This window comes from Paraburkholderia sp. J76 (assembly GCF_905220295.1).
Classification (GTDB): Bacteria; Pseudomonadota; Gammaproteobacteria; order Burkholderiales; family Burkholderiaceae; genus Paraburkholderia.
The window spans coordinates 15,382-37,121 of the sequence record NZ_CAJMZJ010000011.1; the positions used below are offsets into that span (position 1 = coordinate 15,382).

Here is a 21,740-nt window from a genome sequence, read left to right on the forward strand (position 1 = left end):
CGTGCGCGCCCGGGCTGCCTGCGGAGACCGTCATGACCGAACTAGACTGCACGCCGGACGTGGCGCCCGCGACCGCCGGCGGCGCCCTTTCCCGCCGCCTGCATCGTCTGGACTGCGCGGAGCGAGGCCCCGGCGACGCCGCGCTGCCCGCGACCACTGAGCCTGCGGTGTCGGCCCACGAGAGCGCCGCGCCAGCGGCACGCCGCCGCGACATGCCTCGCGAACGGCTGCGCACGGCCGGCGCGGAGGCGCTTTCAGACGTGGAATTGCTCGCGATCCTGCTCGGTTCCGGGCTGCGGGGCCACGACGTGTTCGAGGTGGCTCGCGCGCTCCTGGCCCAATTCGGCTCGCTGCGCGCCATGCTCGACGCGCAGCGCGAAGAATTCGAGGCTCTGCGCGGCATCGGCCCCGCCAAAGCCTCGATGCTGCAGGCCGTGACGGAACTTGCACGCAGAGCGCTGGCCGAAGCGCTCGACGACAAGCCGCTCGTCGATTCGCCGGGCGCGGTCGAGGACTATTTACGCCTCCTGATCGGCGGGCGGCCGCACGAGGTGTTCGTGTGCCTCTTTCTGGACGCTCGCCACCGGCTGATCCGCTCGGAGGAAAGCTCGCGCGGCTCGCTCACGCGCATGGCGGTATATCCTCGTGAAATCGTGCGGCGCGCGCTCACGCTCAACGCCGCGAGCCTGATCGTCGCCCATAATCACCCTTCGGGCGCGGTGCAGCCGAGCGCGAGCGACCGGCGCCTCACGCGGGTCTTGCGCGAAACGCTGGCGCTCGTGGAGGTGCAACTCATCGATCACCTGGTCATCGGCACACGGGAAACGTTTTCGTTCGCGCGGCAAGGCTGGTGATGCGTCGAACCACGCCCGCACGACGCCATGTGCAAATCGTGTTTGATTTTCCTGGCCTTTTTCTGCTAGACTCACGGTTTGCCTATTTCCAACCCTGTTCCGAAGCCCGTCGCGGCATTCCAGGGGAAATACGGCCTGGGTTCGAGGTTGTCTCTCATCCATACGTGAGCGCGCTCTTATTCCGGCCATTTCTCGCCTGGGAAACTTAAGCGGCTCACGAACTCAGAATTTCCGTAGGAGTGCACTCATGGCACGTGTATGCCAAGTCACTGGGAAAGCGCCGATGAGCGGCAACAACGTTTCCCACGCTAACAACAAAACCAAGCGCCGTTTCCTCCCGAATCTGCAAAACCGCCGTTTCTGGGTTGAAAGCGAAAACCGTTGGGTGCGTCTGCGCATCTCGAACGCAGGCCTGCGCCTGATCGACAAGAACGGCATCGATTCCGTGCTCGCAGACCTGCGCGCACGCGGCGAACTGTAAGGAGTAAATCATGGCCAAGGGTATCCGCGACAAGATCAAGCTCGAGTCGACCGCAGGCACGGGTCACTTCTACACGACCACGAAGAACAAGCGCAACATGCCGGAAAAAATGTCGATCAAGAAGTTCGACCCGGTTGTTCGCAAGCACGTCGAGTACAAGGAAACCAAGATCAAGTAATTGATCGGGTTTCGAGCCGGACGAAGACAGAAAAACCCCGCTTTTTAGCGGGGTTTTTCTTTTTGCGCGCCGTGCGCTCCCCTCTCGGAGTATGCTTCCCGCTTCATACCGGCTGCCACACGCGTGTCATATGCCCGTGACGGCGCAGCCAGAAAGCGTAGAACAAGAGAGACGGAGAAGCAGGATCATGAATTTCGATGTAGCGATCGTCGGCAGCGGCCTCGCAGGGCTGAGCGTCGCGCTGAATCTCGCCGGTTCGCGTCGCGTCGTGATCATCGCCAAGCGCGCGATGACCGAAGGCGCGAGCGACCGCGCGCAAGGCGGCATCGCCGCCGTGCTCGATTCGGCCGACAGCGTGGAGAACCACGTGGACGATACGCTCGTCGCCGGCGGCGGCCTGTGCGACGAGGCGGCAACGCGCTACATCGTCGAGCATGGCCGCGAGGCCATCGAATGGCTGATCGCCCAGGACGTGCCGTTCACGAAGGACGCCGCCGCCGAACTCGGCTTTCATCTCACCCGCGAAGGCGGCCACAGCCATCGCCGCATCATCCACGCCGCCGACGCCACCGGCCACGCCGTCGTGCAAACGCTGCTCGAACGCGCGCGCTCGCACCCGAACATCACGATCCTCGAAGACCATCAGGCCATCGACGTCATCACCTCCGACCGCCTCGGCCTGCCGGGCCGCCGCTGCCACGGCCTGTATGCGCTCGATCTGAAGAACGACCGTACGGTGACGATTCAGGCGCCGCACACGGTGCTCGCCACGGGCGGCGCGGGCAAGGTCTACCTCTACACGACGAATCCCGACACGGCGACCGGCGACGGCATCGCCATGGCGTGGCGCGCAGGCTGCCGCGTGGCGAATATGGAGTTCATCCAGTTCCATCCCACCTGCCTCTTTCACCCGCACGCCAAATCGTTCCTGATTTCGGAAGCCGTGCGCGGCGAAGGCGGCGTGCTGCGCCTGCCCGACGGCACGCGCTTCATGCCCGCGCACGACGAGCGCGCCGAGTTGGCGCCGCGCGATATCGTCGCGCGCGCGATCGACTTCGAGATCAAGAAGCACGGCATCGACTGCGTGCACCTCGACATCAGCCATCAGCCGCCGGCGTTTCTCGAAGAGCACTTCCCCACCATCCTCGCGCGCTGCCGCGAATTCGGCATCGACATCACGAAAGAGCCGATTCCGGTCGTGCCCGCCGCGCACTACACCTGCGGCGGCGTCGTCACCGATCTGGGCGGGCGCACCGATCTCGCGGGCCTCTACGCCGTGGGCGAGACCTCGTACACGGGCCTGCACGGCGCAAACCGGCTGGCCAGCAATTCGCTGCTGGAGTGCCTCGTGATCGGCCGCTCGGCCGCCGAGGCAATCGAGGCGGAAGGCTTCAGCGCGGGCGCGCATGCACCGCTGCCCGACTGGGACGAAAGCCGCGTTTCGGATTCCGATGAGGAAGTCGTCGTTGCCCACAACTGGGACGAACTGCGCCGGCTGATGTGGAATTACGTCGGCATCGTGCGCACCGACAAGCGGCTCGAGCGCGCACAGCATCGCATCTCGCTGCTGCGCGACGAAATTCTCGAGTACTACGCGAATTTCCGTGTCACGCGCGATCTGCTGGAATTGCGCAATCTCGTCGAAGTCGCCTCGCTGATCGTGGAGAGTGCGCGCTCGCGCCGCGAAAGCCGTGGCCTGCACTACAGCCGCGACTGGCCGAACTCGCTGCCCAAGGCGCTGCCGACCGTGCTCGCGCCGGAGCGCGTGCGCAATCGCACGGTTTCCTAAGACCTGCGGCGTACTCTACGCGCCGCAAAAACAAAGGCCGCCTCAATCGCGAGGCGGCCTTTTCGTTTTGGTCCAGCTTGGCCGATTCCGGCTTCAGACAATGCGCATCGAGAAGTCCGTCGCGCGCACGTCCTTCGTCAACGCGCCGATCGAAACCCGGTCCACGCCCGTTTCCGCGATGGCGCGCACCGTGTCGACGTTCACGCCGCCCGAGACTTCGAGCACCGCGCGCCCCGCCGTGAGCTTCACCGCATCGCGCATCATGTCGAGCGAGAAGTTGTCGAGCAGGACCGACTTCGCGCCGTGGGCGAGCGCCGTTTCGAGCTGTTCGAGCGTCTCGACTTCGATCTGGATCGGCACGCCCGCGTCGAGCGCGAGCGCAGCGTCCATCGCCGCGTCCACGCCGCCGGCCGCCGCGATGTGGTTTTCCTTGATCAGAATGCCGTCGTAAAGCGCCAGTCGCTGGTTTGCGCCGCCGCCCACGCGCACCGCGTACTTCTGCGCGAGGCGCAGGCCGGGCAGTGTCTTGCGGGTGTCCAGAATGCGCGTGCTCGTATGCGCAATCATGTCGACGTAGCGGCGCGTCACGCTCGCCACGCCCGAAAGCAACTGCAGGAAGTTCATCGCGTTACGCTCGGCCGTGAGCAGCGAGCGCGCCGGACCGCGCAGCGAGCACACGGTCGTGTCGGCGGCCATGCGGTCGCCTTCGCGATACTGCCAGCGCACCTCGATGCGCGGATCGACGCGCTTCACCACGCCGTCGAACCAGAGCACGCCGCACAGCACGGCCTCTTCGCGCACGATGATGCGCGCGTCGCGCATTTCGTCGGCGGGCACGAGGCGGCCCGTCTGGTCGCCCGGGCCGACGTCTTCCTCGAGCGCGTCGGCCACGTTGCGTGCGATCGCGGCGTCGAACGCTGCGCCGTACTGCGCACGCACTTCATCGAGCACGGGCGAAACGGCATCGACTGCGAGCAATTCGAGTGCACCCATTTACGCGGCCCCCACTTGCGAGAACAGCGCGGTGTCGCGCGCAAGGTCGCCGCTCGCCTGCACGCGGCGCTTGTGCTCGGCCGCGAAGGCCAGCATGCGGTCGATCGGCAGACGCGCGCGTTCGCCGATCGCGGCATCCACGTGGATCTCGTTGTGACCGCGCTCCAGCACGTCTGCGAGGTTCGCGAGACCGTTCATGGCCATCCACGGGCAATGCGCGCAGCTCTTGCAGGTGGCGCTGTTGCCGGCAGTAGGCGCTTCGATGAAGGTCTTGCCCGGTGCAGCCAGGCGCATCTTGTGCAGGATGCCCAAATCGGTCGCGACGATGAAGCGCTGCGCGTCGAGCTTCACGGCGGCGTCGATCAGTTGCGTCGTGGAGCCGACCACGTCCGCGAGCGCGACCACGCCTTCGGGCGATTCGGGGTGGACGAGAATCTTGGCGTCCGGGTATTCGGCGCGCAGCAGATCGAGTTCGACGCCCTTGAACTCGTCGTGCACGAGGCAGGAGCCCTGCCACAGCAGCATGTCCGCCCCGGTCTTCTTCTGGATGTAGCTGCCCAGATGCCGGTCCGGCGCCCACAGAATTTTTTCGCCCTTCGCGTGCAGGTCGGCCACGATTTCGAGACCGATGGACGACGTGACCATCCAGTCCGCGCGCGCCTTCACGGCCGCGCTCGTGTTCGCATAGACGACCACGGTGCGGTCCGGATGCTCGTCGCAAAACGCCGAGAATTCGTCGATGGGGCAGCCGAGATCGAGCGAACAGGTCGCGTCGAGGTCGGGCATGAGGATGCGCTTGTTCGGACTCAGAATCTTCGCGGTCTCGCCCATGAATCGCACGCCCGCCACGACAAGCGTCTGTGCTTCGTGGTCGCGGCCAAAACGCGCCATCTCGAGCGAATCGGCCACGCAGCCGCCGGTTTCGTCGGCGAGTTCCTGCAATTCAGGATCCACGTAATAGTGCGCGACGAGCACCGCCTTCTCGCGCTTGAGCAACGCGCGAATCCGCTCCTTCAATGCCATGCGCTCCGCCGTGGACGGTGCATCGGGCACGCGCGCCCACGCCTGTCCCACGCTGCAGACGGCACCTTGCGGCCGGTCGTATTCGACCTTCCTGATTGCCTGACTCATCATCTCCTGCCCCTACCGATCGCCGCGCCATGGAAGCCATTGAGGGAACTCCGGCTTTTTTGCGGCCCAAAAAGAAAAACCCCGCCAGCGCGGGGTTTTGTGACGTCTCGTCATTCTAAAGGATTTTCTTACGCCCGACTGAGGGCCAAAATCCGCTCGCGACGATCGATTCGGTCAGGCGTAGCGGCGCAGGCGCGACGCAAATTCCTGAAGCGCCTTGATACCGCTTTGTTCGGCGCGATGGCACCAGTCCTGGAGTTGAGCGAGGAGCTGTTCGCGCGAGGCGCTCGAACGTTCCCAGATTGCGGCCAGTTCGTTACGCAGTTCGATGTACGTGCGCAGCTTCTGGCTGTTCGCGAAAATCTGCGGAAGCTGTCGCTTCTGCGGCTCGTTCAGGCTGGCTTCTTCCTTGTCGAACCACTTGCGCGCACCGCGCATGACCTTGTACTTCTCGCGCTCGCCCACTTCCTTGAGGTGCGCGAGTTCCTGGCGGTACGCCTGCTTCACGGCCTTCGCGTACGTCGCCATCACTTCGTAGCGGTTCGACAACACGGCTTGCAGCGTTTCGTGGTCGGCCACGAGCTTGCCCTTCGTTAGGCGCGGCGTAGGCGCGACCTTCTTCACCTTGGCCAACCCAACCGCCTGCATCATGCGGATGTACATCCAGCCGATGTCGAACTCGTACCACTTGTTCGAGAGCTTCGCCGAAGTCGCGAACGTGTGGTGATTATTGTGCAGTTCCTCGCCGCCGATGATGATGCCGATCGGCAGAAGGTTCGTGCTTGCGTCGGACGAATTGAAGTTGCGGTAGCCCCAGAAGTGGCCGAGACCGTTCACGACGCCAGCCGCCCAGAACGGGATCCACGCCATCTGCACGGCCCACACGGTGAGGCCGACCGCGCCGAACAGCGCAACGTCGATCACCATCATGATGCTCACGCCGAGAATGGGGTAGCGCGTGTAGACGTTGCGCTCCATCCAGTCGTTGGGCGTGCCGTGGCTGAAGCGGCGCAGCGTTTCTTCGTTCTTCGCTTCGGCGCGATAGAGTTCGGCGCCTTCGAGCAGCACCTTCCAGATGCCGCGCGTTTGCGGGCTGTGCGGATCTTCCTCCGTTTCGCACTTGGCGTGGTGCTTGCGGTGGATGGCCGCCCACTGGCCCGTGAGCATGCCCGTGGTCATCCACAGCCAGAAACGGAAAAAGTGGCTCGCAATGGGGTGCAGGTCCAGCGCGCGGTGCGCCTGGCAGCGGTGCAGATACACCGTCACGCCGATGATAGTGATGTGGGTGACCACCACCGCGAACAACACGATCTGCCACCACGAGAAATGGAGCACGCCGTGGGCGAGGAAATCAAGCAGGGAGTTCAACAAGGCATTTACCTGTGAAGCGAAGCGCGTCGGCCTTTCAGCCAGGCGCCGGTGTCAAGAAAGTGAAAGCGACTAGAAGCAGTTGGACGGCATTCTACTAGAACCGTTCCAAGTGTTTGTAACAAAGGGAGATTTTTTTCTTTAATGGTTACGGCGTCAACGTCTGGAGGACGTTTCGAGGCGCTTTGCCGCACCCCGACCGGCCTTTTTTTTGTCATTCAACCCTATTAGCCTTTCACCGCCCCGCACCCTTGCGCTTCGCTGGACCGGCCGGCGCGTCCCGGCCGGCCAGTCCTGCGTCATGGCTGCCCTGCCGCGCGCTTATTCGAGCGCGGCGTCCGGCTCGGCCGCTTCGCTTTCCCGCGCCTTCGCGATCGCGTCGGACGCCTCCTGCACCACCGCGGCTTCTCCCGGCGTAGTCTGCGCGCCGGCCGTCTTCGTCCGGGGCTTCGCGTCGCCGCGACGCTCCAGCACGGCGGCGAAGAAGCCGTCGGTGGCGTGGCGGTGCGGCCACAGCGAGAGATAGTCGCCCGTGTCCAGGCCCACGCGCTGCTCGGTCAGCACGTCGCGCGCGCTGACCAGCGCGAAGTCGGGGTGCGCCTCGAGGAACTGCTTCACGACCGCCTCGTTCTCGGCTTCGAGAATGCTGCAGGTCGCGTAGACGAGACGGCCGCCGCGCTTGAGCAGGCGCGCGGCGCTCGTGAGAATCGAAAGCTGCTTGGGCGCGAGTTCCGCAACCGACTCCGGCGACTGACGCCACTTGAGGTCGGGATTGCGGCGCAGCGTGCCGAGGCCCGAGCACGGCGCGTCCACCAGCACGCGGTCGATCTTGCCGACGAGGCGCTTGATCTTGGCGTCGTGCTCGCTATCGATCAACACCGGATTGACGTTCGAAAGCCCGCTGCGCGCGAGGCGCGGCTTGAGCTTGGCGAGGCGGCGCTCGGACACGTCGAAGGCATAGAGACGGCCCGTCGAACGCATCATCGCGCCGAGCGCCAGCGTCTTGCCGCCCGCGCCCGCGCAGAAGTCCACGACCATTTCGCCGCGGCGCGGCGCGAGGAGCGTGCACAGCAACTGGCTGCCCTCATCCTGCACCTCGAACCAGCCGTTCTTGAACGAATCGAGTTTTGCGAGCGCGGGCTTGCCCGTCACGCGCACGCCGAACGGCGCGAACGGCGTTTCGCCGCCCTCGATGCCCGACTCGGACAGCGAGCGGATCAGCTCGTCGCGGTTCGCCTTGATCGGATTTGAACGCAAATCCAACGGCGCCGGATAGTTCAGCGCGGCGGCCAGTTGCGCGAGTTCGGCGGGCTCGAAGCGCGTTTCCAGCGCCTTCATGATCCACTCCGGCAGATTCAGTTGCACGCGCTGCGGCAGGCTGGCCGGGTCGATCTTCGCGACGTGCTCGAGCCAGGTGGCTTCGGCGTCGGAAACGAACGGACGGATCGCGGAGCGGCCCGCCGTCGCCATGAGGCCGAGCAGCGTGAGGCGGCGCGTCGGGCTGCCCGTGCCGCTTTCGGCCAGGTGCGCGAACTCCATGCGCCGGCGCAGCACGGCGAACACGGCTTCGGCGATCACGCCGCGCTCCGCGTGGCCGAGCTTCGGATGCTCGCGGAAGAAGCGGCTCGTCACGGCGTCGGCCGGGCCCGTAAATTTGAGGACGTCGGCGAGCAACGTTTCGGTCTGTCCAATCAGAAATCCATGCAGTCTCATGCGCCCTCCCCGGCGGCTTGCGAGTCGTCAAAGAAGAGCCATTGCGGCTCGGCAGGCGTGAGCGTCACGCGTTCGCCGTCGAGCGCGAGGCGCCCTTCGACGAACCAGCGCACCGCGCGCGGATACATTACGTGTTCGGTCTTGAGCACGCGCGCGGCGAGCGCCGCGGCGTCGTCGCCCGCGCGCACCGGCACCACCGACTGCGCGACGATCGGACCATGATCGAGTGTAGGCGTGACAAAGTGCACCGTGGCGCCGTGCACGCGGCAGCCTGCGTCGAGCGCCTGCTGGTGCGTCTTGAGGCCCGGAAACATCGGCAGCAGCGACGGATGGATATTGATCATCCGACCCGAATAATGGTCGACGAACGCGTCGGTCAGCACGCGCATGAAGCCCGCCAGCACGACGAGGTCCGGCGCGTAGCCGTCGATGACTTGCGCGAGCGCCGCGTCGAAGCCGGCGCGATCGGAAAACTGGCGGTGATCGACGACCGCCGTGGCAATGCCGTTCGAAGCCGCGAACGCGAGGCCCGCGGCATCAGGACGGTTGGCAATCACGGCGGCGATGCGCGCGCCCCAAGCTTCCTGTGCGCACGCGCGCACGATGGCTTCCATGTTGCTGCCCCGCCCCGAAATCAGGATGACGAGATTTTTCATCCGCGGATTTTATCATCGGGGGGCGTGCTCAACGCGCGGGCGGCGGCGATCGTCGCCTCGTGCGTTTATAATCTTCTGTTTCGTCGCGGTCCTTGGGCCGCGAGTGGCCCAGTCAGCAGGTCCCAGCACGCGTGCTGCGCCAGCGCGCTTTTCGAGGTTCCACCAGGTTCCGCTATCGTGAGAGTCTTCCGCGGTCTTCCCAATGCCGAAAGCCGCGCGCCCTGCGCGCTGACCATCGGCAATTTCGACGGTGTCCACCGCGGGCATCAGGCATTGCTCGCGCGCGTGCGCGCGGCGGCCGACGCGCGCGGCCTGCCCGTCTGCGTGATGACCTTCGAGCCGCATCCGCGCGAATTCTTCAACCCGGCTAGCGCCCCGCCGCGCATCGCCATGCTGCGCGACAAGCTCGAAGCGCTGCGCGAGAACGGCGTGGACCGCGTGGTGGTCGAGCATTTCAATCACACGTTCGCGAGCCAGTCGCCCGAGGCGTTCGTCGAGCGCATCATCGTGGGCGGGCTGCACGCGCGCTGGATGATGATCGGCGACGACTTCCGCTACGGCGCGAAGCGCGCGGGCGACTTTGCCTCGCTGCAGGCCGCGGGCGAGCAGTACGGCTTCGAAGTCGAACAGATGGCGACCGTGGCCGACCCCTCGGGCGTGCGCATTTCCAGCTCGGCCGTGCGCGCGCAACTGCACGCGGGCGACCTCGACGCCGCACGCGCCTCGCTTGGCCGCGGCTACCACATCAGCGCGCACGTCACGCATGGTCTGAAGCTCGGCCGCGATCTGGGCTTTCCCACGATGAACCTGCTGATCGGCCACAAGCGGCCGGCGCTCAAGGGCATTTTCGTCGTGCTGGTGCATGGCATTGGCGACCAGCCGCTTCCGGGCGTCGCGAGCCTCGGCCTGCGCCCGACCGTGGACGACTCGGGCCGCGTGCTGCTCGAAGTGCATCTGCTCGACTGGCACGGCGACGCCTACGGCAAGCTCGTGCGCGTCGAGTTCCTCAAGAAGCTGCGTGACGAGGAGAAGTTCGCCGACCTCGAAACGCTCACCGCCGCGATCGCTCGCGACGTGGCGAACACCCGCGCGTGGTTCGCCGCCGCGGGCGCCGACGTGGCTGGCGGCGCATCCACCGGCTTCGCCACTTCGGCCACCGACCGAATTAGGTGATCCGCGGCCCGCATGCGCGGGCTGCCCCGCCCCCAGGCGCCGCGTGCCCCAGGCACCGCATGCAGCGCCCGAGGCGACGGTTGCGCGGCATCGGCCGCAACGCTGACGCCATGCATCCCCCGAATTCCACGTGACATACCATGAGCGACAAGAAAGCATCCTCCGGCAAGCCGCAGAAGTCCGAATCGAAGTACCCCGTCAACCTGCTCGACACTCCGTTCCCGATGCGCGGCGACCTGCCCAGGCGCGAGCCGCAATGGGTCAAGGAATGGGAAGAGAACCAGGTCTACGAGAAGATCCGCGCGGCCTCGAAAGGCCGCAAGAAGTTCATCCTGCACGACGGGCCTCCGTATGCGAACGGCGACATCCACCTCGGCCACGCGGTGAACAAGATCTTGAAGGACATGATCGTCAAGGCGCGCAATCTCGCGGGCTTCGACGCGGTCTACGTGCCGGGCTGGGACTGCCACGGCATGCCGATCGAAATCCAGATCGAGAAGCAGTTCGGCAAGTCGCTGCCCGCCCAGGAAGTGATGCAGAAGGCGCGCGAGTACGCGGCCGGCCAGATCGAGACGCAAAAGAAGGGCTTCAGGCGCCTCGGCGTGCTCGGCGACTGGAACAACCCGTACAAGACGATGAACTTCGTGAACGAGGCGAACGAGATTCGCGCGCTCGCGAAGATCATCGAGAAGGGTTATGTGTTCCGCGGTCTGAAGCCCGTGAACTGGTGCTTCGACTGCGGCTCGGCATTGGCTGAGGCCGAAGTCGAGTACAAGGACAAGACCGATCCGACCATCGACGTGCTGTTCACGTTCGCGCAGCCCGCTGAAACGGCGGCCGCGTTCGGCCTGCCCGCGCTGCCGCGCGAGGAAGGCGGCATCGTGATCTGGACCACCACGCCCTGGACGATCCCGTCGAACCAGGCGCTGAACGTGCACCCGGAAATCGATTACGCGCTCGTCGATACGCAACGCGGCCTGCTGATCCTCGCCGTCGATCGCGTGGAAGCGTGCATGAAGGACTTCGCCCTCGAAGGCAAGATCGTCGCCACGACCAAGGGCGAAAAACTCTCGCTGCTTCGCTTCAATCACCCGCTCGCCTCGGCGCATCCGGGCTACAAGCGCACGTCGCCGATCTACCTCGGCGACTACGTGACGACCGACACCGGCACGGGCATCGTCCACTCGGCGCCCGCCTATGGCGTGGAAGACTTCGTGTCGTGCAAGGCGCACAACATGCCGGACTCGGACATCATCAGCCCGGTAATGGGCGACGGCCGCTACATCGAATCGCTGCCGCTCTTCGGCGGCCTCTCGATCTGGGCGGCGAACCCGAAGATCGTCGACGCGCTCGACGCCGCCGGCACCCTGCTGCGCAGCGAAAAGTATCTGCACAGCTACATGCACTGCTGGCGCCACAAGACGCCGATCATCTACCGCGCCACGTCGCAGTGGTTCGCGGGCATGGACGTGACGCCCAGGGACGGCGGCAAGACGCTGCGCGAAACGGCGCTCGAGGGCATCGAGGCGACGGCGTTCTACCCCTCGTGGGGCAAGCAGCGTCTCTATTCGATGATCGCCAACCGCCCGGACTGGACGCTCTCGCGCCAGCGCCAATGGGGCGTGCCGATGGCGTTCTTCGTCCACAAGGAAACCGGCGAGCTGCATCCGCGTACGCTGGAGTTGCTCGAACAGGTTGCGCAGCGCGTGGAGAAGGAAGGCATCGAAGCGTGGCAAACGCTCGACCCGCGCGAGCTGATCGGCGACGACGCGAACCTGTACGAAAAGAACCGCGACACGCTCGACGTGTGGTTCGACTCGGGCACGACGCACTGGCACGTGCTGCGCGGCTCGCACAAGGACGAACTGCAATTCCCGGCCGACCTCTACCTGGAAGGCTCGGACCAGCACCGCGGCTGGTTCCACTCGTCGCTGCTCACGGCCTCGATGCTCGACGGCCGCCCGCCCTACAACGCGCTGCTCACGCACGGCTTCACCGTCGACGGCGAGGGCCGCAAGATGTCGAAGTCGCTCGGCAACGGCGTCGATCCGCATGAAGTCGCGAACCGTCTGGGCGCGGAAATCATCCGCTTGTGGATCGCGTCGACCGACTATTCGGGCGAGCTGGCCATCTCCGAGGAAATTCTCAAGCGCGTGACGGAGGGCTATCGCCGTATCCGCAACACGCTGCGCTTCCTGCTCTCGAACCTGTCGGATTTCGACTTCGAGAAGCACGCGCTGCCCGCGAGCGAATGGCTGGAGATCGACCGTTACGCCGTCGCGCTCACGCACACGCTGCAAAACGACGTGCTCTCGCACTACGACCGCTACGAGTTCCACCCGGTCGTGGCCAAGCTGCAAACGTTCTGCTCCGAAGACCTGGGCGGCTTCTACCTCGACGTGCTGAAAGACCGCCTCTACACGAGCGCGGCGGACTCGAAGGCTCGCCGCGGCGCGCAAACGGCGCTGCACCACATCACGCACAGCCTGTTGCGCATTCTCGCGCCGTTCCTCTCGTTCACGGCCGAAGAGGCGTGGAAGGTGTTCCAGCCGCAAAGCGAAACCATCTTCACCGAAACGTTCCACGCGTTCCCGGACATCGCCGAAGCGCCGGAGCTGATCGCCAAGTGGACGCTGCTGCGCGAAGTGCGCGGCAACGTGACGAAGGCGCTCGAAGAGGCGCGCGTGGCGAACCAGATCGGCTCGTCGCTGCAGGCCGAAGTGCGCATTCTCGCGAGCGGCGCGCGTTACGACGCGCTCACCTCGCTCGGCGACGACCTCAAGTTCGTGCTCATCACCTCGGCGGCGCAAGTCGTGAAGGTGGAAAGCGAAGCGGAGGAAGGCGTCGAAGTGGTCACCTCGAAATACCTCAAGTGCGAGCGTTGCTGGCACTACCGCGAGGACGTGGGCGCAAACGCGGAGCATCCGGGCCTGTGCGGCCGCTGCGTCGTGAATCTGTTCGGCGGCGGTGAAAAACGGAGCGCGGCATAATGGCAAAAACCCTGTCGAAGCCAACCCGCTCGAACGGCGCAGGCGGCACGCTCGCGCCGTGGCTCGGGGTCGCGGTCATCGTGATCCTTGCCGATCAGCTCACGAAAATCGCCGTCAACAAGGTGTTCAGCTACGGCGAAGGCCGCGTGATCACGCCGTTCTTCAACCTCGTGCTGGTCTACAACAAGGGCGCGGCGTTCAGCTTCCTGTCCGCCGCGGGCGGCTGGCAGCGCTGGGCGTTCACGGCGCTCGGCGTGGTGGCGGCGCTCGTGATCTGCTATCTGCTCAAGCGCCACGCCACGCAGAAGCTCTTTTGCACGGCGCTCGCGCTCATCATGGGCGGCGCGCTCGGCAACGTGATCGACCGCCTGCTGTACGGCCACGTGATCGACTTTCTCGACTTCCACGTGGGCGGCTGGCACTGGCCGGCGTTCAACCTGGCCGACAGCGCGATCTGCATCGGCGCGGCGCTGCTGGTGTTCGACGAGTTGCGGCGCGTGCGCGGCGCGCGCTGAGTGTGCGGGCTGCACGGTTAAAGGAGTTGTGACTTGAACACGTCCGCTGCAACCCCAGGCGAGCTTGCCGGCCGCCACCTCGTGCTCGGCATGACGGGCGGCATTGCGTGCTACAAGATCGCCGAGTTGACGCGCCTGTTGACCAAGGCCGGCGCGACCGTGCAGATCGTGATGACCGAGGCGGCCACGCAGTTCATCACGCCTGTCACGATGCAGGCGCTCTCGGGGCGCCCCGTCTACACGAGCCAGTGGGACGCGCGCGTGCCCAACAACATGGCGCACATCGACCTCTCGCGCGAGGCCGACGCCATCGTCATCGCGCCCGCCTCCACCGACTTCCTCGCCAGGCTCGCCCACGGTTTCGCCGACGACCTGCTCTCCACGCTGTGCGTGGCGCGCGACTGTCCGCTGCTGGTCGTGCCCGCGATGAACCGCCAGATGTGGCAAAACCCGGCTACGCAGCGCAATGTCGCGCAACTGCGCGCGGACGGCATCGAAACGCTCGGCCCCGATTCCGGTCCGCAGGCCTGCGGCGAGATCGGCGACGGTCGCATGCTCGAACCCGAAGCCGTGTACGAGGCGATCGTCTCGTTCTTCGCGCCGAAGGTGCTCGCGGGCCGCAAGCTCCTGATCACCGCCGGTCCGACCTTCGAGCCGCTCGATCCCGTGCGCGGCATCACCAACCGCTCCAGCGGCAAGATGGGCTTCGCGCTCGCGCGCGCGGCACAGCAGGCCGGCGCCGAGGTGCATCTGGTGGCGGGTCCGGTCGCACTGGAAACGCCGTGGGGCGTGTATCGCGAAGACGTGCAGACCGCGCAGCAGATGTACGACGCGGTGATGCGCGCGGCGACCGACGCCGACGTCTTCATCGGCGTGGCGGCCGTGGCCGACTGGCGCGTCGATCACGTCGCCGAGCACAAGATCAAGAAGACGGCTGAGCGCCGCATGCCGACGTTCGCGTTCGTCGAGAACCCGGACATTCTCGCCTCGGTTGCGGCATTGCCGAATCCGCCGTACTGCGTGGGCTTCGCCGCCGAAAGCGGCGACCTCGACGTGCACGGCGAGGAAAAGCGCGCGCGCAAGAAGGTGCCGCTTCTGATCGGCAATCTCGGCCCGCTCACCTTCGGTCAGGACGACAATGAAGTCGTGCTGTTCGAGGCGGGCGGCCGCACGCCGCTGCCGCGCGCGGCCAAGCAGGCGCTCGCGCAGACGCTCGTCGCCGAAATCGCGCGGCGTCTGCCCGACCCGAGCATCATCTCGTGACGCGCGCGCCGGCGCCTGCGTGTGCCGGCGCGCCGCGAATCCAGGCAAGGAGCAGTACTGCCATGACACGGCTTTCCGTACTCGACCAGTCGCCCGTCATCGCCGGGCACAGCGCGGCGGACGCCATCGCCGCGACCATCGAACTTGCGCAGCTCGCCGACGACCTCGGCTACACGCGCTACTGGTGCGCCGAACACCACGGCCTGCTGGGCGTGTGCAACCCCTGCCCCGAAGTCATGCTCGCGCGCCTTGGCAGCGTGACGAAGCGCATCCGCATCGGCTCGGGCGGCATCATGCTGCCCTATTACAGCCCCTTCAAGGTCGCCGAGCAGTTCATGATGCTCGAAGCGCTCTTTCCGGGGCGCGTCGATCTCGGCGTCGGGCGCGCGCCGGGCGGCGACATGCGCACCGCGCAGGCCGTGGCCGCCGGCACGTACAACCGCGGCGACCAGTTCGCGCAGCAGGTGCAGGATCTCGTCGGCCTGATGGACGGGCAGCTTCCCGCCGACCACCTCGCGCACGGCGTGGCGCTCCAGCCGCAAATCGACACGCGCCCGCAGCTCTGGGTGCTCGGTTCGAGCGACTTCGGCGGCATGCTTGCCGCGCAGCTCGGGCTGCGCTTCTCGTTCGCGCACTTCATCAACGCGCACTTCGGGCATCTCGTGGCGCAGGCATATCTCGACCGCTTCCAGCCGGGTCACGAAGCGAAGCCGTATCTCGCGTGCGCCGTATTCGCGATCTGCGCCGACACCGAAGCCGAAGCCGCCGACCTCGAAAAGGCCGTCGATCTGCGCCGCGTGCAGATGGCGTACGGCCTGAACGCGCCGGTTCCGAACCTCGAACAAGGGCGCATGCAGGAATACGGCGAGCGCGAGCAGATCGTGATCGACCGCGAGAAGCCGCGCAGCGTGATCGGCACGCCCGGGAGCGTCACCGAGCGCCTTCTTGCGATCAAGGATAACTTTCACGCCGACGAGCTGATCGTGCTGACCGTTGCGGGCAGCTACAAGGCTCGTCTGCGCTCTTATGAACTTCTCGCCGAGGCGTTCCAGTTGCCTCGCGCCTGAGCGATCCACCCCCGCCCCATCATCCAGACTTCATGAAAATCGACATCAAGATCCTGAACGAGCGCATGCGCGACCAGTTGCCCCAATACGCAACGCCGGGCAGCGCCGGCCTCGACCTGCGTGCGTGCCTCGACGCGCCGATCACGCTCGAACCGGGCGAAACGAAACTCGTGCCCACAGGTCTCGCCATCCATGTGGCCGACCCCGGCTACGCGGCGCTGATCCTGCCGCGCTCGGGCCTCGGCCACAAACACGGCATCGTGCTCGGCAACCTGGTTGGCCTGATCGACTCGGACTACCAGGGCGAACTGATGATTTCGACCTGGAATCGCGGCCACACCACCTTCACGCTCAATCCGCTGGAGCGCCTGGCGCAACTCGTGATCGTGCCGGTCGTGCAGGCGCACTTCAATATCGTCGACGACTTCGAGGCGAGCGAGCGCGGCGCGGGCGGCTTCGGCAGCACGGGCAAGCACTAAGCCGAGCGGTTGCGCTGGCAACAAAAAAGCACGCCTGGGCGTGCTTTTTTGCGTTTAGACGGAAGCTTCGGTTCGTCGCGTCGCGCCGGGACGGCGGCGATACCAGAACGCATAGACCGCCACGAGCACCGCAAGAAACGCGAGACCGTAGACCAGCGTCATGCGGAATTCGCGCGTGAACGCCGTGCCGACCAGAATGCCGAGCATGAGCAGCGCGCCCAGCACGCTCGTGAACGGGAAACCCCACATGCGGAACGCGAGCGGCGCGCCGCCTTCGCGCGCCTGCCGTACGCGGAAAAAGATCTGCGTGACGAAGATCATGAGCCACGTGAACATCGCGCCGAACATGGCGATCGACATCATCAGCGTGAACGCCGCCTGCGGCCAGAGCGCGTTGAGCACGGCCGCGACCGCAATGCCGATGGTCGAGAGCGAAAGCGCGGCGGTCGGCACGCCGTGGCGCGTGAGGCGCCCGAACGCCGCGCTCGCATAGCCCGCGCGCGAGAGGCTGAACATCATGCGGGTGGTGATGTAAAGCTGGCTGTTCATGGCGGAAAGCGCCGCCACGAGCACGATGAAGTTGATCGCGCCCGCCGCGTACGGCACGCCGGTCGCGGCCATGACCTTCACGAACGGGCTTTCGTTGCCGCCTGCCTCGGTCCACGGCACGATGGCGAGCATGAGCGCGAGCGTGAGCAGGTAGAACAGCACGAGGCGCAGCACGGTCGCGCGAAACGCACGCGTGACGGCGCGCTGCGGGTCCTGCGCCTCGGCGGCCGCAACGGCGATCGTTTCCACGCCGAGATAACTGAAGAGCGAGACGATCGTCCCGACCCACACGCCCCACCAGCCTCGCGGCAGCAAGCCGCCGTGCGACGTGTAGTTCGCAAAGCCCACGCCGGAGCCTGCGGGCGCGCGCCAGACGAACCATGCGCCCAGCACGATGAACGCCACGATGGCGGCGATCTTCAGGCTCGAAAACAGATATTCGATGGTGCCGTACGCGCGCACGCTCATTGCGTTCACAACGATCAGTGCTGCTGAGAATCCGACGATCCAGTAGAGCCCCGGCACGTGCGGAAACCAGAACTTCATGTAGACGGCGATCGCCGCGACCTCGGTGCCGACCGCCAGCACGTAAGCCGACCAGTACGCATAGCGCACGACGAAGCCGGCGAGCGGCCCGATGTAGTGCTCGGCATACGCGCCGAACGAGCCCGACACAGGGTGCGCGACCGTCATTTCGGCCAGCGCGCCCATCAACAGCAAGGCGATCAGCGCGCCGATCGCGTAGGAAACGAGCACGCCCGGCCCGGCGAACGAGATGGCGAAGCCGCTGCCGAGAAACAACCCGGTGCCGACCGCGCCGCCAATGGCGATCATCGTCATCTGCCCGGCGGTCAAGCCCTGGCGCAGCCCTTGTTCGCGCTCGACGATGGCTTCGAACGCGCCCGATTTACGTGGTACCACTGTTACACCCCTGCTAAACGCCGACGGCTGGACAAACAGCTATTTTACCGGGTGCGCCGTTCGCGCCCGCGCGCCTCGACCGGCATAGCCCAGGAACACGACCGCAAAAAAGAAAACGGCGCAGTCCTTTCGGACTGCGCCGTCTTGCCCTAGGGCAGCGTAAGCGGTGCCGCTTACTCCACTTCCACCGCTTCCGGATTGCGCGGTGCCGGCTGCTCGTCGAACGTGAGCTGGACCTTGTCCTCCGCGTCGACGTCCACGGTCACGCGGCCGCCGTTCATGAGCTTGCCGAACAGCAGTTCGTCGGCGAGCGCACGGCGGATCGTGTCCTGGATCAGGCGCTGCATCGGCCGCGCGCCCATGAGCGGGTCGAAGCCGTGCTTGGCCAGATGCTTGCGCAGCGCGTCGGTAAAGACCGCATCGACCTTCTTCTCGTGCAGTTGGTCTTCCAGTTGCATGAGGAACTTGTCGACCACGCGCATGATGATTTCTTCATCGAGCGCACGGAAGCTGATCGTCTGATCGAGCCGGTTGCGGAACTCGGGCGTGAACAGGCGCTTGATATCGGCCAGTTCGTCGCCCTGCTCGCGCCGGGTCGTGAAGCCGATCGTCGACTTGTTCATGGCCTCGGCGCCCGCATTCGTCGTCATGATGATGATGACGTTGCGGAAATCCGCCTTGCGGCCGTTGTTGTCGGTCAGCGTGCCGTGGTCCATCACCTGCAGCAGCACGTTGAAGATGTCCGGGTGCGCCTTCTCGATCTCGTCGAGCAGCAGCACACAGTGCGGCTTCTTCGTAACGGCTTCGGTGAGGAGACCACCCTGGTCGAACCCGACATAGCCCGGCGGCGCGCCGATCAAACGGCTCACCGCATGGCGCTCCATATACTCGGACATGTCGAAGCGGATCAGTTCGATCCCGAGCGTGAACGCGAGCTGGCGCGCCACCTCGGTCTTGCCGACGCCGGTCGGGCCCGAGAACAGGAACGAGCCGATCGGCTTGTCCGTCTTGCCCAGACCCGCGCGCGCCATCTTGATCGAAGCCGAAAGCGCGTCGATAGCCGGATCCTGGCCGAACACCACGGCCTTGAGGTCGCGGTCGAGCGTTTGCAGCTTGCTGCGATCGTCCTGCGAGACGCTTTGCGCCGGCACGCGCGCGATCTTCGAGATGATCTCTTCGATCTCGCTCTTGCCGATGGTCTTCTTCTGCTTCGACTTCGGCAGAATGCGCTGGGCCGCGCCCGCTTCGTCGATCACGTCGATAGCCTTGTCGGGCAAGTGACGGTCGGTGATGAAGCGCGCCGACAGCTCGGCCGCCGCGTTCAGCGCGCCCGACGAATACTTCACGCCGTGGTGCTCTTCGAAACGCGACTTCAGACCGCGCAGGATCGCCACGGTTTGCTCGACGGTCGGCTCGACCACGTCGACCTTCTGGAAGCGCCGCGACAGCGCCGCGTCCTTCTCGAAGATGCCGCGGTATTCCGTGAACGTCGTCGCACCGATGCACTTGAGCGTGCCCGACGAGAGCGCCGGCTTGAGCAGGTTCGACGCATCGAGCGTGCCGCCCGACGCGGCGCCCGCGCCGATCAGCGTATGAATTTCGTCGATGAACAGAATGGCGTGCGGACGCTCTTTCAGTTCCTTGAGCACCGTTTTGAGGCGTTGCTCGAAATCGCCGCGATATTTCGTGCCCGCAAGCAGTGCACCCATATCGAGCGAATAGACCTGGGCGTCGGCAAGAATGTCCGGCACTTCGCCGCGCGTAATGCGCCAGGCGAGCCCCTCCGCGATCGCGGTCTTGCCGACACCGGCCTCACCCACGAGCAGCGGATTGTTCTTGCGGCGGCGGCACAGCACCTGCACCACGCGCTCCACTTCCAGTTCGCGGCCGATGAGCGGATCGATCCGGCCGTCCTTCGCCATCTGGTTCAGGTTCTGCGTGAACTGGGCGAGCGGGGTTTCCTTCTGGCTGGCGGCGTCTTCGGCTTCGGCATTCGCGTCGCTGGCCTTGGCCGCTTCGCCGCTGCCTGTCTTCGCGATACCGTGCGAAATGAAGTTCACGACATCCAGACGCGTGACGCCCTGCTGCTGCAGGTAGTACACCGCGTGCGAATCCTTCTCGCCGAAGATGGCGACCAGCACGTTCGCGCCCGTCACTTCCTTCTTGCCGTTGGAAGTGGACTGAACGTGCATGATCGCGCGCTGGATCACGCGCTGGAACCCGAGCGTCGGCTGCGTGTCGACGTCATCCGTGCCGGGAACCGTAGGGGTATTGTCGTGAATGAAGTTGCGCAGGTTCTGTCGCAGGTCTTCGATATTGGCGGCACATGCACGCAAGACTTCCGCCGCTGTTGGATTGTCCAACAGCGCCAGCAGCAGATGCTCGACCGTTATGAACTCGTGCCGCGCCTGACGTGCTTCCATGAACGCCATGTGCAGGCTGACTTCCAGTTCCTGGGCAATCATGCTTCCTCCATCACACACTGCAGCGGATGCCCGGCCTGCCGTGCGTGGGTAACGACTTGCTCAACCTTGGTCGACGCGATGTCCCGCGTATAGACCCCACAAACACCCCTGCCCTCGCGATGCACCTTCAACATGATCTGCGTTGCGGTCTCGCGGTCCTTATTGAAATACTCCTGCACGACCATCACGACGAATTCCATCGGCGTGTAGTCGTCATTCATTAGCACGACCTTGTACATGGAGGGCGGTTTGACCTTTTGCTCCTGCCGCTCCAGTACGGTTGAATCCTGCTTGTCCGGGATAATCGCCATACACCCATTCTAAACAACTCGGACAGGCCCGCAATCCTGCCGTAACCCGACCGGCCGGCCGGTGAACCCGGCGCTCCCGACCTGCGACCCACTGCAAGCAATTCACGCGCCCTGGCCCGGCCCCGATCCCTTGGACCGGCTGCGGGGCCGGTACACAATCCTGCTCTGAGCAGCTTTCACGCCACCGTTGAATCGAGTATCGCACAACCTTGACGTTGTCGTGGGAAGCGACTGTAGGCGCCCGCACGCTGGGTGTCGGAATCCATTGTGCGATGGATCGCATATGCGCCACTCGCGCGTTTTTTCAAGACGGCTGGCGCAGGTTGCTTTATGCAGTGGTGCTCAGCGTCGGCGAAAAGCAGGAAAAACCCTGGAAATGTGCTCTTTACAACGCGTTAAACAGCGTCTCAAAATATTCTTGACAGCAGAATAAAGACCCTCAACAATCAAGCTGGCACTTTTTTCAACCGCCTTAAATTCGAAAAAATGCCGTTGGTGAGCTTGTGAGGAGGGGGCGATCGCACCGCGATCGTTTGGCTTTTCGAACTGCTCGTGGTAGTGACATGAGTTACAGGGGAAGTTGGTATGGCAACCGGTACGGTCAAGTGGTTCAACGACGCGAAGGGTTTCGGGTTCATCACGCCGGATGAAGGCGGTGAGGACCTGTTCGCTCACTTTTCGGCTATTCAAATGAATGGCTTCAAGACCCTCAAAGAAGGGCAGAAGGTGAGCTTCGAGGTCGTGCAAGGCCCGAAGGGTAAACAGGCATCGAACATTCAGGCAGCAGCCTGATCTGTTCGGTACCCGTACCTGGGAAACCCGGCTTCGGCCGGGTTTCTTTTTT

At 65.1% G+C, this 21,740-nt stretch carries 19 protein-coding genes; 11 read left to right on the forward strand and 8 right to left on the reverse strand.

Annotated features, from left to right (window positions below):
* The first annotated feature begins 32 nt into the window (after positions 1–32).
* The 4 genes from radC to nadB all read left to right on the forward strand — a co-directional run bounded on the left by radC (position 33) and on the right by nadB (position 3,302).
* Entirely contained in the window at positions 33–854 is an 822-nt protein-coding gene (gene radC, locus U5768_RS20775; RefSeq protein WP_322032286.1) for a RadC family protein, read from the forward strand.
* 247 nt (positions 855–1,101) lie between these two features.
* Complete coding sequence (gene rpmB / locus U5768_RS20780) at positions 1,102–1,335, forward strand: 50S ribosomal protein L28 (RefSeq protein ID WP_027794135.1); 234 nt, start codon at positions 1,102–1,104, stop codon at positions 1,333–1,335.
* A 10-nt stretch (positions 1,336–1,345) separates the two neighbouring features.
* Positions 1,346–1,513 (forward strand): 50S ribosomal protein L33, encoded by a 168-nt coding sequence (gene rpmG, locus U5768_RS20785; RefSeq protein WP_027817504.1) that lies wholly within the window; start codon positions 1,346–1,348, stop codon positions 1,511–1,513.
* 187 nt (positions 1,514–1,700) lie between these two features.
* Positions 1,701–3,302 (forward strand): L-aspartate oxidase, encoded by a 1,602-nt coding sequence (gene nadB / locus U5768_RS20790; RefSeq protein WP_322032287.1) that lies wholly within the window; start codon positions 1,701–1,703, stop codon positions 3,300–3,302.
* Between the two features lie 93 nt (positions 3,303–3,395).
* Here nadB and nadC read toward each other — a convergent pair whose 3' ends face one another.
* The 5 genes from nadC to purN form a co-directional block, all read right to left on the reverse strand.
* Positions 3,396–4,295 (reverse strand): carboxylating nicotinate-nucleotide diphosphorylase, encoded by a 900-nt coding sequence (nadC, locus tag U5768_RS20795; protein WP_322032288.1) that lies wholly within the window; start codon positions 4,293–4,295, stop codon positions 3,396–3,398.
* Positions 4,296–5,426 (reverse strand): quinolinate synthase NadA, encoded by a 1,131-nt coding sequence (gene nadA, locus U5768_RS20800; RefSeq protein WP_322032289.1) that lies wholly within the window; start codon positions 5,424–5,426, stop codon positions 4,296–4,298.
* A 174-nt stretch (positions 5,427–5,600) separates the two neighbouring features.
* Positions 5,601–6,797 (reverse strand): acyl-CoA desaturase, encoded by a 1,197-nt coding sequence (locus U5768_RS20805; RefSeq protein ID WP_322032290.1) that lies wholly within the window; start codon positions 6,795–6,797, stop codon positions 5,601–5,603.
* A gap of 318 nt (positions 6,798–7,115) precedes the next feature.
* Positions 7,116–8,507 carry an RsmB/NOP family class I SAM-dependent RNA methyltransferase gene (locus tag U5768_RS20810; protein ID WP_322032291.1) on the reverse strand — a complete coding sequence of 464 codons (1,392 nt, stop codon included), beginning with the start codon at positions 8,505–8,507 and terminating at the stop codon, positions 7,116–7,118.
* Entirely contained in the window at positions 8,504–9,163 is a 660-nt protein-coding gene (gene purN / locus U5768_RS20815) for a phosphoribosylglycinamide formyltransferase (RefSeq protein WP_322032292.1), read from the reverse strand. Before purN ends, U5768_RS20810 begins: the two co-directional genes overlap by 4 nt.
* 177 nt (positions 9,164–9,340) lie before the next feature.
* Here purN and U5768_RS20820 point away from each other — a divergent pair, with 177 nt between their 5' ends.
* The 6 genes from U5768_RS20820 (at position 9,341) to dut (ending at position 16,650) form a co-directional block, all read left to right on the forward strand.
* Positions 9,341–10,336 carry a bifunctional riboflavin kinase/FAD synthetase gene (locus U5768_RS20820; RefSeq protein ID WP_322032293.1) on the forward strand — a complete coding sequence of 332 codons (996 nt, stop codon included), beginning with the start codon at positions 9,341–9,343 and terminating at the stop codon, positions 10,334–10,336.
* Between the two features lie 140 nt (positions 10,337–10,476).
* Entirely contained in the window at positions 10,477–13,326 is a 2,850-nt protein-coding gene (gene ileS / locus U5768_RS20825) for an isoleucine--tRNA ligase (protein WP_322032294.1), read from the forward strand.
* Entirely contained in the window at positions 13,326–13,841 is a 516-nt protein-coding gene (lspA, locus tag U5768_RS20830) for a signal peptidase II (RefSeq protein ID WP_322032295.1), read from the forward strand. The genes ileS and lspA overlap by 1 nt, the downstream gene beginning before the upstream one ends.
* 33 nt (positions 13,842–13,874) lie before the next feature.
* Positions 13,875–15,104: a bifunctional phosphopantothenoylcysteine decarboxylase/phosphopantothenate--cysteine ligase CoaBC gene (gene coaBC / locus U5768_RS20835; protein WP_415913950.1), complete on the forward strand. Its 1,230-nt coding sequence runs from the start codon at positions 13,875–13,877 to the stop codon at positions 15,102–15,104.
* Between the two features lie 62 nt (positions 15,105–15,166).
* On the forward strand, positions 15,167–16,171 hold the full coding sequence (locus U5768_RS20840) for an LLM class flavin-dependent oxidoreductase (RefSeq protein WP_322032296.1): 1,005 nt from the start codon (positions 15,167–15,169) through the stop codon (positions 16,169–16,171).
* Between the two features lie 32 nt (positions 16,172–16,203).
* Positions 16,204–16,650, forward strand: coding sequence for a dUTP diphosphatase (gene dut / locus U5768_RS20845; protein WP_322032297.1), 447 nt, complete (start codon positions 16,204–16,206; stop codon positions 16,648–16,650).
* A 54-nt stretch (positions 16,651–16,704) separates the two neighbouring features.
* On the opposite strand, the gene U5768_RS20850 is transcribed toward dut, so the two are convergent.
* From U5768_RS20850 to clpS, 3 genes are all read right to left on the reverse strand, one after another.
* Complete coding sequence (locus tag U5768_RS20850) at positions 16,705–18,120, reverse strand: amino acid permease (protein ID WP_322032298.1); 1,416 nt, start codon at positions 18,118–18,120, stop codon at positions 16,705–16,707.
* Positions 18,121–18,293: 173 nt separating this feature from the next.
* Positions 18,294–20,585 (reverse strand): ATP-dependent Clp protease ATP-binding subunit ClpA, encoded by a 2,292-nt coding sequence (gene clpA / locus U5768_RS20855; protein ID WP_322032299.1) that lies wholly within the window; start codon positions 20,583–20,585, stop codon positions 18,294–18,296.
* A complete protein-coding gene (gene clpS / locus U5768_RS20860) occupies positions 20,582–20,896 on the reverse strand; it encodes an ATP-dependent Clp protease adapter ClpS (protein ID WP_028213389.1) in 315 nt (104 codons plus the stop codon). The genes clpA and clpS overlap by 4 nt, the downstream gene beginning before the upstream one ends.
* Before the next feature lie 585 nt (positions 20,897–21,481).
* Between clpS and cspD the strand changes: the two genes are divergently transcribed.
* A complete protein-coding gene (gene cspD, locus U5768_RS20865; protein WP_017776809.1) occupies positions 21,482–21,688 on the forward strand; it encodes a cold shock domain-containing protein CspD in 207 nt (68 codons plus the stop codon).
* Positions 21,689–21,740: the final 52 nt, after the last annotated feature.

Bases quoted from the DNA above. Each gene is read 5' to 3' on its own strand.
- nadA (WP_322032289.1), bottom strand. From the start codon at position 5,426: ATGAGTCAGGCAATCAGGAAGGTCGAATACGACCGGCCGCAAGGTGCC.
- lspA (WP_322032295.1), top strand. From the start codon at position 13,326: ATGGCAAAAACCCTGTCGAAGCCAACCCGCTCGAACGGCGCAGGCGGC.
- rpmB (WP_027794135.1), top strand. From the start codon at position 1,102: ATGGCACGTGTATGCCAAGTCACTGGGAAAGCGCCGATGAGCGGCAAC.
- cspD (WP_017776809.1), top strand. From the start codon at position 21,482: ATGGCAACCGGTACGGTCAAGTGGTTCAACGACGCGAAGGGTTTCGGG.
- ileS (WP_322032294.1), top strand. From the start codon at position 10,477: ATGAGCGACAAGAAAGCATCCTCCGGCAAGCCGCAGAAGTCCGAATCG.
- U5768_RS20810 (WP_322032291.1), bottom strand. From the start codon at position 8,507: ATGAGACTGCATGGATTTCTGATTGGACAGACCGAAACGTTGCTCGCC.
- clpA (WP_322032299.1), bottom strand. From the start codon at position 20,585: ATGATTGCCCAGGAACTGGAAGTCAGCCTGCACATGGCGTTCATGGAA.
- purN (WP_322032292.1), bottom strand. From the start codon at position 9,163: ATGAAAAATCTCGTCATCCTGATTTCGGGGCGGGGCAGCAACATGGAA.
- dut (WP_322032297.1), top strand. From the start codon at position 16,204: ATGAAAATCGACATCAAGATCCTGAACGAGCGCATGCGCGACCAGTTG.
- clpS (WP_028213389.1), bottom strand. From the start codon at position 20,896: ATGGCGATTATCCCGGACAAGCAGGATTCAACCGTACTGGAGCGGCAG.
- nadB (WP_322032287.1), top strand. From the start codon at position 1,701: ATGAATTTCGATGTAGCGATCGTCGGCAGCGGCCTCGCAGGGCTGAGC.
- nadC (WP_322032288.1), bottom strand. From the start codon at position 4,295: ATGGGTGCACTCGAATTGCTCGCAGTCGATGCCGTTTCGCCCGTGCTC.
- rpmG (WP_027817504.1), top strand. From the start codon at position 1,346: ATGGCCAAGGGTATCCGCGACAAGATCAAGCTCGAGTCGACCGCAGGC.
- radC (WP_322032286.1), top strand. From the start codon at position 33: ATGACCGAACTAGACTGCACGCCGGACGTGGCGCCCGCGACCGCCGGC.
- U5768_RS20840 (WP_322032296.1), top strand. From the start codon at position 15,167: ATGACACGGCTTTCCGTACTCGACCAGTCGCCCGTCATCGCCGGGCAC.